The 12,606-nt window shown below is 43.2% G+C and carries 19 protein-coding genes; 7 read left to right on the top strand and 12 right to left on the bottom strand.

The genetic code is table 11. The features are described 5' to 3' along the window. Positions 1 to 87 precede the first annotated feature (87 nt). The gene (locus tag F7C14_RS09250) at positions 88 to 261 is read right to left on the bottom strand and encodes a hypothetical protein (RefSeq protein WP_290902153.1); all 174 of its coding nucleotides are present in this window, start codon (positions 259 to 261) and stop codon (positions 88 to 90) included. A gap of 838 nt (positions 262 to 1,099) precedes the next feature. Next, the gene (locus tag F7C14_RS09245) at positions 1,100 to 1,549 is read right to left on the bottom strand and encodes a MaoC family dehydratase (RefSeq protein ID WP_290902151.1); all 450 of its coding nucleotides are present in this window, start codon (positions 1,547 to 1,549) and stop codon (positions 1,100 to 1,102) included. Between the two features lie 258 nt (positions 1,550 to 1,807). Between F7C14_RS09245 and F7C14_RS09240 the strand changes: the two genes are divergently transcribed. From F7C14_RS09240 to F7C14_RS09225, 4 genes are read left to right on the top strand one after another with little or no spacing between them, the layout of a single operon-like run. Further along, positions 1,808 to 2,092 (top strand): DUF167 domain-containing protein, encoded by a 285-nt coding sequence (locus F7C14_RS09240; protein WP_290902149.1) that lies wholly within the window; start codon positions 1,808 to 1,810, stop codon positions 2,090 to 2,092. After that, complete coding sequence (locus F7C14_RS09235; RefSeq protein WP_290902147.1) at positions 2,073 to 2,462, top strand: hypothetical protein; 390 nt, start codon at positions 2,073 to 2,075, stop codon at positions 2,460 to 2,462. The genes F7C14_RS09240 and F7C14_RS09235 overlap by 20 nt, the downstream gene beginning before the upstream one ends. Positions 2,463 to 2,484: 22 nt before the next feature. Then, the gene (locus F7C14_RS09230) at positions 2,485 to 3,174 is read left to right on the top strand and encodes an RAD55 family ATPase (RefSeq protein WP_290902146.1); all 690 of its coding nucleotides are present in this window, start codon (positions 2,485 to 2,487) and stop codon (positions 3,172 to 3,174) included. A gap of 35 nt (positions 3,175 to 3,209) precedes the next feature. Further along, entirely contained in the window at positions 3,210 to 3,680 is a 471-nt protein-coding gene (locus tag F7C14_RS09225) for a pyruvoyl-dependent arginine decarboxylase (protein WP_290902144.1), read from the top strand. Positions 3,681 to 3,689: 9 nt separating this feature from the next. Here the strand turns inward: F7C14_RS09225 and nrfD are convergent, their stop codons facing one another. The 7 genes from nrfD to F7C14_RS09190 all read right to left on the bottom strand — a co-directional run bounded on the left by nrfD (position 3,690) and on the right by F7C14_RS09190 (position 8,355). Continuing rightward, a complete protein-coding gene (gene nrfD, locus F7C14_RS09220; RefSeq protein ID WP_290902141.1) occupies positions 3,690 to 4,892 on the bottom strand; it encodes an NrfD/PsrC family molybdoenzyme membrane anchor subunit in 1,203 nt (400 codons plus the stop codon). After that, positions 4,893 to 5,648 carry a 4Fe-4S dicluster domain-containing protein gene (locus F7C14_RS09215; RefSeq protein WP_290902139.1) on the bottom strand — a complete coding sequence of 252 codons (756 nt, stop codon included), beginning with the start codon at positions 5,646 to 5,648 and terminating at the stop codon, positions 4,893 to 4,895. It lies immediately after the preceding gene. Then, positions 5,645 to 6,124 carry a hypothetical protein gene (locus tag F7C14_RS09210; protein WP_290902137.1) on the bottom strand — a complete coding sequence of 160 codons (480 nt, stop codon included), beginning with the start codon at positions 6,122 to 6,124 and terminating at the stop codon, positions 5,645 to 5,647. Before F7C14_RS09210 ends, F7C14_RS09215 begins: the two co-directional genes overlap by 4 nt. 215 nt (positions 6,125 to 6,339) lie before the next feature. Then, positions 6,340 to 6,678, bottom strand: coding sequence for a 6-carboxytetrahydropterin synthase QueD (gene queD / locus F7C14_RS09205; RefSeq protein ID WP_290902135.1), 339 nt, complete (start codon positions 6,676 to 6,678; stop codon positions 6,340 to 6,342). After that, positions 6,678 to 7,352 (bottom strand): 7-carboxy-7-deazaguanine synthase QueE, encoded by a 675-nt coding sequence (locus F7C14_RS09200; RefSeq protein ID WP_290902132.1) that lies wholly within the window; start codon positions 7,350 to 7,352, stop codon positions 6,678 to 6,680. The genes queD and F7C14_RS09200 overlap by 1 nt, the downstream gene beginning before the upstream one ends. Continuing rightward, the gene (gene queC, locus F7C14_RS09195; RefSeq protein WP_290902130.1) at positions 7,333 to 8,064 is read right to left on the bottom strand and encodes a 7-cyano-7-deazaguanine synthase QueC; all 732 of its coding nucleotides are present in this window, start codon (positions 8,062 to 8,064) and stop codon (positions 7,333 to 7,335) included. Before queC ends, F7C14_RS09200 begins: the two co-directional genes overlap by 20 nt. A 3-nt stretch (positions 8,065 to 8,067) precedes the next feature. Continuing rightward, a complete protein-coding gene (locus F7C14_RS09190) occupies positions 8,068 to 8,355 on the bottom strand; it encodes a hypothetical protein (RefSeq protein WP_290902128.1) in 288 nt (95 codons plus the stop codon). 49 nt (positions 8,356 to 8,404) lie between these two features. Here F7C14_RS09190 and F7C14_RS09185 point away from each other — a divergent pair, with 49 nt between their 5' ends. The 3 genes from F7C14_RS09185 to F7C14_RS09175 are packed head-to-tail and all read left to right on the top strand — an operon-like array spanning position 8,405 to position 11,243. Beyond that, positions 8,405 to 9,532, top strand: coding sequence for a geranylgeranyl reductase family protein (locus F7C14_RS09185; RefSeq protein WP_290902127.1), 1,128 nt, complete (start codon positions 8,405 to 8,407; stop codon positions 9,530 to 9,532). 53 nt (positions 9,533 to 9,585) lie between these two features. Then, on the top strand, positions 9,586 to 10,047 hold the full coding sequence (locus F7C14_RS09180) for an ArsR family transcriptional regulator (RefSeq protein WP_290902125.1): 462 nt from the start codon (positions 9,586 to 9,588) through the stop codon (positions 10,045 to 10,047). Continuing rightward, entirely contained in the window at positions 10,044 to 11,243 is a 1,200-nt protein-coding gene (locus F7C14_RS09175; protein WP_290902123.1) for a M20 family metallo-hydrolase, read from the top strand. Before F7C14_RS09180 ends, F7C14_RS09175 begins: the two co-directional genes overlap by 4 nt. An 88-nt stretch (positions 11,244 to 11,331) precedes the next feature. Here F7C14_RS09175 and F7C14_RS09170 read toward each other — a convergent pair whose 3' ends face one another. From F7C14_RS09170 to F7C14_RS09160, 3 genes are all read right to left on the bottom strand, one after another. After that, positions 11,332 to 11,931, bottom strand: a complete 600-nt coding sequence (locus F7C14_RS09170) for a hypothetical protein (protein WP_290902121.1) — start codon at positions 11,929 to 11,931, stop codon at positions 11,332 to 11,334. Between the two features lie 93 nt (positions 11,932 to 12,024). After that, positions 12,025 to 12,291: a hypothetical protein gene (locus F7C14_RS09165; RefSeq protein WP_290902119.1), complete on the bottom strand. Its 267-nt coding sequence runs from the start codon at positions 12,289 to 12,291 to the stop codon at positions 12,025 to 12,027. A gap of 98 nt (positions 12,292 to 12,389) precedes the next feature. Then, a partial coding sequence (locus F7C14_RS09160) for a hypothetical protein (RefSeq protein ID WP_290902117.1) occupies positions 12,390 to 12,606 on the bottom strand: 217 nt, incomplete at its 5' end.

The raw sequence follows: 12,606 nt of genomic DNA, 5'->3' as shown, positions 1-12,606 counted from the left end.
TGTTAGCTTTAACAACAGTTTCGTCAATCGCTGCGAGATTTCTTTTCTTCTTCTCAGTCGAAATTGGTAGTTTTTCTTCAAACTTCTTTACCCATTTCCAGACAGTTGTGTGGGAAATAGGACGAAACTCAAAGAGATTTTTGCAGTCCTCCTTGTCGAAGAAGTTTGGATGTAAGTTGCTATGTCAAGAATCCTGATGTCGTTCGGAATCCTTTCCCTCTCAGAAAGATTAAGCTCTTCCACCAATTCTTTCAGCTTCATCGAAATTAGTTGAATAGTATTTTGAGAAAGTAAGGTTTACGGGTCTGTTAATTCCATACCGCGATCTTATATTTGTCCGTTAGTACCGCTGATAGTAGAACTAATTAAAGCAAGCAAAAGTCAGATTTCGTCTTTACTCTTAACGAAATTTCGAGCTTTGGTTGTGAAAACAGCTGTTAGAGATAAACGGGCAGAATTTTTGAGACTCGTTTTAAGTTTTACAAAGCCGACGGACAACTTTGAAAACTTCAGAATTTGTTTAAAGAGTTTTAACGTATCCAGAGTTTGATAGAGTTTTGGAGCTTTCCAAGGATTTGGTGGAATCTGAGGGTTTTTCTTGTCGATTTGTGCTTCCTCTTTTTCTATTCTTTGTTTGTATGGGATTAGATCGCAAGAAGCAGCGATCCGTGTAAAATATTGCATTACGTTTGATTTTATTGCCAATTCTGCCTCATAATTTTTTAAAAGTATCAACTGATCGGTCTCCTACAGCGTAACTGATTATTTAGCGAGAATCTCTCCAAAGCTAATCATGTCCAGATTTTATTTTCCTTTTTCCTAACAAAACTTCACATCTCACCCAATTCAACAACGGGGTCATTCTGACGCAATTCTTTTCTCAGGTCCCGGCTATTACCGTATTCGGAGAAAGCCTGAAAATTCTGTTTACTCACCAAATATCTACACCCTCTCTCACCACAGCATTCACGATCATTCCTTAAAATTCTTTAGGATAGTACCTCGGCTTTATCGGAATCTTTGCCTCTTCCAGATTTCTTGTAGTATTTTAAATTTGTGCGGGCAAATTACTCAGTGCTAAAGATTTCGCAATCCCAATTTACCAGAGTAAAACCCTCGCAAACCCCTCCACAACTACGTTTTCACCGACGAAACACTTCACTTCAAGCTTGTACCTGTTTTTCTCCTTTTCAACGACTTCACCCACAACTCTGACGGTGTCTCCAATTCTCACAGGCTTCGTATATTTGAAGCAAGCCTCAAGCAGAACGACAATTCCCGGCATTCTCGCTACTGCTGCTGAAATGAGACTTGTCGTAAGCATTCCGTGCACGACTCTTCCCTTAAACTTCGTTTTTGAAGCAACTTCTTCATCGAAGTGCACCGGATTGAAATCTCCCGAAGCAAAACCAAAGAAGTGAACATCCACATCCGTTATTTTCTTCTCGAACTCGATTTTGTAACCAACGTCCACTTCTCCCTCAAACTTCTCGAACTCCTTTACTTCTCCACCGAACTTCTCGTAAATTTCTCGTATCTCTTCCATCATCATCGGGATAATCGATTTCCAAGTAGATAACAGTTTCCAGATTCGGTTTCAAGTGGAAAATAAAAAAGGATACAAACCGAAGAAAAATTATAATCACTAATCTCTTCACCGAAATGCGAAAAATTAGCGTTTTGAAATCTTTTTTGGCAATCAATTTAAAGTGCAACCACGTTAGGAAATTTCCACAGGAAACAAAGGGGTGGGTGGGTAATAAATCATGATAATTTCTTTTATAAGCTGTGGGAGAGGACGGACTTAATGAACGACTGGCTTGAGGAAGTCGAGGAGGGAGTGGTTATCACAGTTCATGTAACTCCTAACTCCAAGAAGAACGAAATCTCAGGGTATGATCCTTGGAAAAAGGCTTTGAGTGTTAGAGTGAAAGCTCCACCGGTTGAGGGGAAAGCGAACAGGGAATTGGAAAAGTTTCTCAAAGAGCTTTTTGGAAAAAGTGCGAGAGTGATTTCAGGGGAGAAGAGCAGAGTCAAAAAGGTTTTAATAGTAGGTTGTAGCAGGGAGGAAATTGAAAAGCATGTTGGATAGGGACGCTTACGTGAGACTTCTTGAACTTCTGGAGGAGCTGTCTGAAAGAGCGGAGAACGGAGCGGTGATATTAGTGGAAGGAAGGAAAGATGTAGAAGCTTTGAGGAGGGTGGGCGTTTCTGGTGAAATTGTTGCGATCTCTCAAAAAAGCATCTCCGAAATTTGCGACTCTTTTATGGAAAGGGATGTGATTGTGCTTACGGATTGGGATGAGAACGGAAAGAAGCTTGAGGGAAACTTAAGAGCGATTTTGCATAATGCGGATTACTACATAAGGAAAGAACTCATAAGAATAATTGGAAAATGGACGACGAGGGTGGAGGATCTCCCAAAGCTTCTTAAATTTTTTGAGAGAAACATTAAAATTTGAAGTTGAAGAAGGAGTATGGTAAATGGAAAGAATTCCTACTGGAATAACGATACTCGATAAGAGACTTGGCGGTGGCTTACCAGCTGGCACTATGGTCTGCATTTTTGCCAATCCGATTGCGATGCCTGAAGTTTTTCTGCATCAGTTTGCTTCAATCTACACGACTTTCTACTTCACAACGGTAAGACCGGCTAAGTACGTTAGGGAGAACATAGAGAGCATGGGATTCGATGTTGATCACATCGAGTTCATAGACGTTTTCGAGAAATACTACCTAAGCGAAACTGGTGCCTTCGTTGTTGAGGATATGTACAGAGATAGGAACATATTCGACTTCGTTGATGCAAAGCTTTCGGAAATATCTACGGAAAAGCACGTGATAATAATCTTCGACAACCTCTCTTTCTTTTTGAAGTTAAACGTTCCCGTTGGTTTAAAGGAGTGGTTGATAAACAAGATTTACGTTACAACTAAAAACGTGGAAGGACTTTCGTATTGTTACGTGATAAAGAACATCCATCCGAAGGATTTGGAAAGTCTCGTTATAGATCTGTCGGATGCTGTTTTCGACATCGATGTTGAGAGGCATGGAGACAGGATTGTGAACAGACTTGCAATTCCTAAGGTAAGAAACATGCAGCCAATAACAGAGACCTTCCGCTATTATATCAGCGAGGGGGTGCAAATAGACACTTCAAGGGACATCGCTTAAAAAATCTTATAAATCCATCTCAGAACTCTCGTTGGATGCTGAAGCCAAGAATGTTTTTTCTCACAGCCGGAGTAGGCTCTCACGAGGATCCCCTTGTGAGCTTCGAACTCGCTTTGAGGGATGCGAAAATAGAGAAGTTTAACTTAGTTCCAGTGAGCAGCATAATTCCACCGAACTGCGTTCGTGTAAGTTTGGAAGAAGGGTTGAAAGAACTCTCAGCCGGAGAAATCGTTTTTTGCGTGATGGCAAAACACTCAAGCGGGGAAGAAGGAAAGAAAATTTACGCTGCCGTTGGTGGGGCGAAGCCTACTAACGGACACGGATATTTGGTGGAGTACTCGGGAAATTACTCTGGAGAGGACTTGGACACGTTCGTTAAAGAGAGAGCAGAGTATCTCGTGGAAACGAGCCATGGGAAAAAGCCGGTAGAGGTTTTCTCGATATCGAAGGTAGCGGAAGTGAAAAAAATAACAACAGTTGTGGCAGCAGCTGTTTTTGTAATTTAAAAATTTGTGTTATTCGAGCTCTTTCTTCTCCCACACGTACGGAGCTTCCCAAGGAGGCAGTAGCTTCACTAAAATCGCCAGGATTACGAACGGCAGAGCCATTATTGCCAAAGTTATGCTGAGACTTTCTGGTCCGAAAACGGGCATTATGTAGTAGGAGTAGCCCATGTAGGTCTTTGAAAGGATCTGCCCCCCAATTACGACGTTCCACCTCATTGCAAATACTCCTATGAGTGTTAGAACGGTAGCGAAGATGTAGAGATACTTTCTGACGTTGAACTTGAATATTCCGCTCTTTGCTATCAGTAGCAGGATTATCGGTACGAGCGTTCCGAAGAAGATCTGAATTATTATGAACGAAACGAAGATCTTGTCGGAAATTAATGTGACTATCGCATCAAACCCTTCCTCTTGGGTGTAGAAGATGTGTATGAGCTCCATAGCCTCAAGACCGAGGTCGAGGATGTAGCTGTAGAGAAGGTATCCCGCTAACGTGTCTGTACAAGCTCTGTCAAGCTCTACCCCTCTTATGTAACTGCTTACGATGTAGATCAGAAGGACTAAGGCAATTCCGGAAACCATTGCTGAGAAAAGGAATATTATTGGCATCAGTGGTGAACTCCACCAAATGTTTGCTTTCACACTACCGAAAATGAATCCAACGTAACCATGCAAAAGCGCTGCTGAAGGAAGACCGACGACAGTTACGATGTTCACAACTCTCTGATCGGCTTTTAGAGCTTCTTCGCTGTCGTCCCACTCTCCAAGGGTGAGGACTCTATAAATGAACCCCCGAATGCCCTTATACTCTTTAGCCCATCTAATGATGTCTCTCCTGTAATCGTAGTAGATTTCCGTGAGGAGAACGATTAGCAAGTACCAAGCGTATACGAAACCGAAACCTGCCATTGCTGAAGTTAGATGAGGAGTAGTCATGATTTCGAAAGCTCTCTCTGGTCGTCCAAGGTGGGCAACGAGCGGAAGTGGTGCGCATAGGAGGAAAGCCAACGCCGTTAACAAAGCAAGCCTGTATGTCGGCTTCACAGCCTCAACTTTGAAGATTCTTTCGAGAGAAGCCACTATGAAAGCTCCCGCTACTAACCCCGTGATGTAAGGATAGAGGGCTATGAGTACGCTCCAGTTAACTTCTACCTCGTTGGGATAAATGTACCCTTCAACGTGCTTTAGTACCTCCCAAAGAATCTCGCTCATTTACCTCACCTCTGAGTCGAGACCTATGTAAAACACCTTGGGCTTCGTCCCCATCTCCGGCTTCAAAACCTGAATTCTGTTCTCCTCCAAAATCTTGTGTATTTCATCGTTGGGATCCTTAAGATCTCCGAACCTTCTGGCTTGCGTTGGGCAAACCTCTACGCACGCCGGCTTATATCCTTTCGTTATTCTGTGGTAGCACCACGTACATTTGTCGGCAGTCCCTCTTCTACTCTCCCTCGGACCGTCGAAGGGGTACAAATATCGAGCTCCGTAGGGGCAGGCTTGGATGCAGTACCTGCAGCCTATGCAGTACTTCTCGTCAACCAAAATCACTCCGTCTTTTGTTTTGTACGTCGCTCCAACTGGACACACCTGAACGCAAGGTGGTCGATCGCACTGGTTGCAGAGCTTTGGAACGAAATAGGATTTTGCTATAGCCCTCTCATCGTAAATTATAGGAAAGCCCTCCATGCCGCCGTTGGGAGAGTCAACTTTCGGCTCTTTTTCTTCTTTCAACCAAACCCATCTCTCAACCCAAGTTCTGAAGAAGAAGGGAAGCATGGGAACCTCGTTCTCGATTTTGCAAGCTCTTACGCACCTTCCGCAGCCTATGCACCTTCTTGTATCAACAACGAACGCGTAGTAGTGTGCGTTCCAATCGTAATCGTCGGTTGGTTCTGCAAAAGCTCTCCTCTTTATTCCAAGGACTCCGAATAAAGCGGTGAGAGCGAACAAGAACTTTCTTCGTCTCACTCCTGAACACCTCCTTTGAACACCCACGGTGAGTGCGGATCGTGACATTCTACGCACTTTCTACCGTATCCGTGTTCGTCGGTGAACTTCTGGGGAAAATCAGCTGGGCGAGTGGGATTGTACTCGTGGCAGAGTTTGCAAAGCTCCCTTGTCGTGTCTACTGTCGGATGGTACGTTTTCGGATTCTCCGCGTGCTTCATACTCGGTCCGTGACAGGTTTCACAGCTGAGAGTTCTGTGGGCACCGTTTTCAAGAAAATCGTACCTCTCTTTGTGGCAATCAGCACACATCTCTTTCGTTGCGAATTTCATCTCAAGCTGCATGATCTCTCTGACGGAATCCCCTCTAAACCACCGGTAGGTGTAGTCGTCCGTAAATTCTCCAAATGTCGGTGGTACTATGAAGCTCCTGACTATCAGGAAGATCAGTATCGCCGATAGATACAGCGTTAAAGCCTTTGCGTGTATTCTCCTCACGATTTCACCCCCAATTAAAAATAACCTACCTTAAGCCCGATCTTATGTATATTAATCTTTCCATTTTCAGTTTTTCATATTTTAGAAAGTTAGAAACTAAAAAATATTTTTATTTTAAGTTCTTATTTTAAAGTTTGCAAAGCAATCATAGTTCGAACTTTAAAAGTAAAAATTAGCAAACTATTATATAATTAAGTTTCAAAATAAATTAAAAATCAGTCCGCTCTTATCTCCGCCCATTTGTCATCGCTTTCGTAAACTCTAACTCTGACAACGCTCAATCCGCGATCCTTCAACCTTCTAAAGATTTCGAGACAGATGTTCTCCGAAGTGGGAATTTCGATCACTTCGTTTATTATTCTATGGTCGAACTCTTTTAGTATATCTTTTAACTCTTTTTTCAAGTCGAGGAAGTCCATTACCATTCCGTTCTCTTTTATCTCTCCTTCAATTTCCACTTCGACTTTGAAGTTGTGTCCGTGGATCTTACCACATTTCCAGTGTTCGGGAATGTAGTGAGCGGCACTAAACACTTCGCTTACTCCGATCCTCATCATCTCACCCCCAGATACTTGTGAACTTGAGGAATTACTCTTGCGTCGCTGAATTCGAGAATTGCCTCCTGCAATTTTAAAATGTTTTCCCCGAATGTTCCGAAGATTGGTTGGAGGACGAAACACCTAACGTAGTCTTTAATTTCCATCGCTGAATTTAACACTTCCTCGAAATTGAACTTTGGGGGGAGAACTATTTTGCAGAAGGTCACCCTCTTTCTCGTATCTCTCAGAATTTTGTAACATTTAACGGTCCTTTCGAAAACTTCATCGTAATTTTTCACCGCTTCTCTAACCTTTAGATCTCCGGCTACTATGTCGAAAAACCTAACCTTCTTAGCCTCTTCGGGAAGGGTCATGTTTGACTCAAGGTAAAATTTCTTGGTTTTTTCGAGAGCAGCTATAAAGTCTGCGTAAAGCAGAGGCTCGCCTCCTGTAAACGAGACGGAATGAATTCTCTCGCTCTCATTTATTATTTTCTGTACGTAAGATATTTCGACGGGGTTTTTCCTCACCTCATCGTAAGCGTAGTTAACGCAATCTTCATTGTACGTTGTGTCGCAGTAGTAGCAGTTTAAGTTGCATCCGTAGAACCTGATGAAAAGCTGTCTGACACCGCAGAAAATCCCTTCTCCTTGGATTGAGTAAAAAATTTCACTGATTTTTGCCCTCATATTCTTTCTTCTTCTCCTCGTAAATCTTCACCGCTTTCTCCCATTCTTCATCGCTTAAAAGCGGATCCTTGGCGTTGTTGAGAAGAAACGCTTCAGTTCTCTCCAAACAAGTTCCGCAGCTGAGACACGGTCTTTCTCCCCCTTCGTAGCAGCTCCAAGTGTGCTCGTAAGGAACTTTAAGCTCCAAACCGAGCTTGACGATCTCCGCTTTAGTCATGTCGACGAAGGGAGCACGAAGCTCTACCGGAGTCCAGAGATTTCCGAGGTATAAAGCCGTGTCCAACGCTTTTACGAATTCCTTTCTGCAATCTGGGTATATGCTGTAGTCGCTTTTGTGAGCAGCGTAGAAAACTTCTTCAGCTCCGATTTTGACAGCGTATCCGGCAGCTATTGAGAGGAGTATCATGTTCCTGTTCGGAACTATCGTTCTCCTTTGGACTTCTTCCGTGTAAAAGGCTTTAGGCACATCTTCATTTGATGTCAGCGCTCCTTTGGCTATGAGTTCGTGGATGGAAGAGATGTCAACGACCTTATGCTCGACCTTTCCGACTTTCTTAGCTTCTTCGACTATCCTTTTTGAATACTCTATCTCCTTAAAGTGCTTCTGTCCGTAGTAGAAGGTTAGAGCGTGAACTTCGTATCCTTCCTTCAGTAGGTAATAGAGCAGAGTTGAGCTATCTATTCCTCCGCTTAGTATGAGAACTCCTCTCATGCTTCACCTCCTGATTCTGTATTTTTTGAATCCAAGGGAAGTTAAAGCTTTGCACCACAGTTCAACTTCCTCCTTCACCCTTTCATCGATAAAGCAAGCACCACTTTCGTCGATAAATGCTGCAAGCTCATCGTCAAGGTAAAAAGAGACTCTTTCTCTCTCAATTCTGATTTCAATTGGTTCGTCGTAGATAATTAAAGTCTCTCCGATCTTTACCGCTTTTTCTCCGAGTATTTTTTCGAGAATTTCCCTCCTTTCAGAGATTTTTTTATAAACCTGTTTCCAGTCCACAAGAAACATCTTTGCAAAGATTTAAAAGTTGTTGTCGATTCGAGCTGCTATGGATGTAGTTGTTGCGGGAGTTGGTGTTGCGGGAAGCTTCACCCTTCATTACCTCCCAAAGAATTTCGAAGTCGTCGGAATAGATAAAAGAACTAAACTCGGATATCCCGTGGAGTGCGGAGAGATAGTACCGGTTAAAAGGGAAATGAAAGACCTTTTACCGAATCTGGACGATTACTCTATTTTCGAAATTCCGAAAAAGTTCGAAAGCAACAGAACGAAATGGATGAAATTTATTCTTCCAAATGGTAGGGAAATAGATGTCGAGTTCGAAATGCACGTGATAAAGAGGGACGAGATGATCAGGACGTTGGCGGAAAATTCTGGGCATAAGCTAATCCTTGGAAAGATGTTCGACTTCGATGGAGATGTGGTTGTGGACGGGAAGAAAATTGAAAGCAAAGTCGTTATCGGTTGCGACGGTGCAAATTCGAGAATTAGGAGAAGGCTTGGCTTAAAATTCGAAATCTCTCCTGCAAAGCAGTACGTCGTCAGAGGATTTGAAGGGGAGGAAGACACGATATACATGTATGTGGGGAAGAAAATTGCCGCTGGGGGATATGCTTGGATAATTCCTAAGGGAGAGGGTTTGGCGAATGTTGGAACTGGGTTTAGGGTAGAATACGCTGAGAGGGGAGATAACATTCACAAAGCCCTTGACAGGTTTTTGAGAGAGTATCCCTACAGCAGCTGGATGCTTAAAAAAGCTGAGATAATTCAGAAAATTGGGGCGGTCGTTCCTATTGACTTGCCAGTGAAAAGCGTTCACGGAAAAGTGATTTTGGCGGGAGATTCGGCGAGCATGATAATAAGTCACGTCGGAGCGGGAATTCCCCCTTCCATGGTTGCCGGGAAAATAGCCGCCGAAGTCGTTACGGAATTTCTTAACGGAAGAGTGGAGCTTGAGGAATACGAGAGGAGGTGGAAGAATGCTATGTACGATGTTATGGTTAGAAGTAACTACTTAAAGAGAATGTGGGATAAAATAGCAGAGAGGGACGAGAGAGTGAACAAGCTCTTCAGAATCGTAAGCGAAAAAGACATGAGCGCAATTTTGCGGGCTAAAATTCCAACGAAAATTAGATTAGCGTCGTTTTTACTACCCATAGTTACGACATTTTTGTAAGAAAAACTTTTAATGAAACGCTTGGATAGTAGAAAAATATTCGGGTGATCGAGATGAGCCTTGAAAAAATGTTTCTCCACGAAAAAGTTGTGGACATTCTTTTAAAGATCCTTGAAGTTGAGAAGAGCGGAAAAGTGCCGTATCCGCTGAAAATTTCTAAGGAGGTAGGGTCTCCGTACAGCTACATTTCCAAGGTTCTCAGCGAATTCGAAAAACATGCGCTTATAGAGAGCGAAATGAAGGGAAGGAAAAGGACGGTAAAGCTAACGGAAGACGGAAGGAGAGTTGCGGAACTTCTGCAAAAGCTTAAAGAAGAGCTAAAAAAGGATTTTGTCGCAAGGAGGAAGCTTGCGATACTGAACTCGTTCGTTCAAAACCTCAACGGCTCGAACGCTAAAGAAGAGACGGTATTGCCCCTCTTAGCCGAAGTGAGAAACTTAAAAAATACTGATGACGTGGAAGTGAGGGAGAAAGCCGAAAGCCTCGAAAAGTCATTAATGGAGATGCTCGAATGATGGAGAAGATTTTTGAGAAAGTGGAGAGCTACAGGAACTTTTCCATAGAAGTTCTTTCGAAGCTTATCGAAATAAAAGCCCTTTCTCCAGAGAACGGAGGGGATGGAGAGAGCGAAAAGGCAGAGTACGTTGAATCTCTCCTTGACAACTTAAAGGTTAAAAGATATGACGCAAAGGACGACCGCGTAAGCTCTGGCATTCGCCCTAACATAGTGGCTGAGCTTGAGGGAGAAGAGAAGAGGAGGCTTTGGATAGTCACGCATCTTGATGTCGTTCCGGAAGGGGACATCTCTTTGTGGGAGAGCGACCCGTTTAAAGCAGTTTACAAGGATGGCAAAGTCTATGGGAGGGGGAGCGAAGATAACGGACAGAGTTTGGTCGCATCGATAATAGCGGCTAAAGCCCTAATAGATCTCGAACTCGTTCCGAAGCTGACGCTATCTTTAGCCTTCGTTTCCGACGAGGAGACTGGAAGCAAGTACGGAATTCAGCATCTAATAAACTTGGGCGTTTTTCGTAAGGACGATTTAATTCTCGTTCCCGATGCCGGTTTTCCGAAGGGGGATCAGATAGAGATCGCTGAGAAAAACATCCTTTGGTTGAAGATCACGGTTTTGGGAAAGCAAGGGCATGCGAGCAGACCGGATCTGTTTAAAAATGCAAACAGAAAGGCAATGCAGTTGCTTGTCGAACTCGATAGGGCGTTGCACGAGAAGTTCTCTAAGAGAAACAACCTGTTCAATCCGCCTTACTCCACTTTCGAGCCGACGAAGAGGGAGAAGAACGTGGATAACGTGAATACGATTCCGGGGAGAGACGTTAGCTACATCGACTGCCGGGTTCTGCCGGAGTATAAGAACGAAGAAGTGATAGAATTCGTCAAGGAATTCGTTAAAAGGAACAAAGAAGATTTCGAAATTTTCGTTGATGTAATCCAAGATGAGAGCTCTCCCCCGACAAGAGAAGACAGCGAGATCGTTCAGAGGTTGAGGAGAGCGATAAAAGTTGCAAGAAACATAGATGCCAAGCTTTGCGGAATCGGAGGAAACACTTGCGCAGCATTCTTCAGAAAAGCCGGGTTGGAAACTGCCGTTTGGAGCACTACGGACGGAAAAGCTCACGAACCGAATGAATATGCGAAAATAGACAACCTGATAGAGGATGCAAAGGTTTTCGCTTTGCTACCAATCCTTTAAAAGGAAACTGTAGCTCCGCCAACCGACCCGTGCTCATGCTTGTCACACGGGCGTGAGAGGCGGAGCCAATATAACCTTCGTTCTCTAACTATAAAAGTTTTTCCTTGAATTTCAAGCTAAAGTCTCTTTGCGGCTCGTATAACTTTTTTATCGCCCTCGCAAGGTCAACGTAAATTGCGATCACTAAAGGAAACGTAAAAAAGTAAGGAAGGTAAAAGAGGAGGGGCATAGCGACTCTTTCAGGATGAAGCTGAAACTCAGCCAGAGTTGTGAGGTGGTAAAAATAGGCGATAAAAGCTGGGGAAAGGTACGAATAAGCTCTTGCTATTTTTCCGTCGAGGAAGCAGAGAAGTGTGTGGACGAATAGGAAGAGGAGGAGAATTAGGCTGAAAGTGAACTTAGGCTCGGAAAGTATTACGCCTCCCCATGCTATTTGCATGAAGAAAGCCGAGATAGCAAGGTGTAGTGTTGCGTAAATCGTTGAAGAGATGGACAAGCTTTTAACGGTTTCAAGCTCAAGTTTGTGGTGAAAGAGTGGCAAAAACATCGCGGAGAAAATCGTCACAACTGTTACTGGCACGTGGAAGTAAACGAGCTTGTAGGCGTTGCCGAGCCGTACTTCTTGGGGAAGCAGAATAATCAGGAGAATTGAAAAAACAAATAAAAATGCTTTCAGCGATGTTTTCATAGCACTAAATTCTTAAAACGATTTAATAAACGTTATTGAAAGGATTTTGGAAGAAGCTGGAGACTACTCTAAATTATCCGAATATACAAGCAATTAACAATTTTCATCTGCTTTTCTCTCCTCGTACAGTTCTTTCAGTGCCTCTTCTACATCCCCAGGAGCGCAAGCTTCGATTAACAATCTTGGATTTCTCCTCCTCCTGTACATAAGCAGAAATCTTATCGCCTCGTTAAAGTCCACTCTCCTTCCGAGCTTCATCTGTAATTCTGATGCAAACTTTAGCAACTCCCTCTTTACATCTTCGCTAACGGATGTTGTTGGCGTAACTTTCTCAAAATTGTCATTGTACAGAATAAACAACTTGCTGAACAGATTCAATTTAACGGGATTCTCAGCGGTAATAGGGTGGAAGAAAATACAGATTCGGATAAGCCTCTTTTCCGATTTGCGTTTGAATTTCAGATTGGGCTTTTCAGAACCTCAACAAAGAACTTTATCGATAACGAATTTGGGTTTTGTTCTTGCAACACCTTAGAAATTCTTTGAGGACGGACTTCGTCATCAGCTACCTCTCTTATCGTGTAAACCCTCATTATCTCGTTTTTCTTAGTGCTCGCAGCTGAGAAAAATGTAATGTCGCTTCTTATTTGCTTTAACAACCGCTTCATCCAACGC

Source organism: Ferroglobus sp., assembly GCF_015521575.1.
Classification (GTDB): Archaea; Halobacteriota; Archaeoglobi; order Archaeoglobales; family Archaeoglobaceae; genus Ferroglobus.
This window is presented reverse-complemented; position numbering and strand designations above follow the sequence as displayed.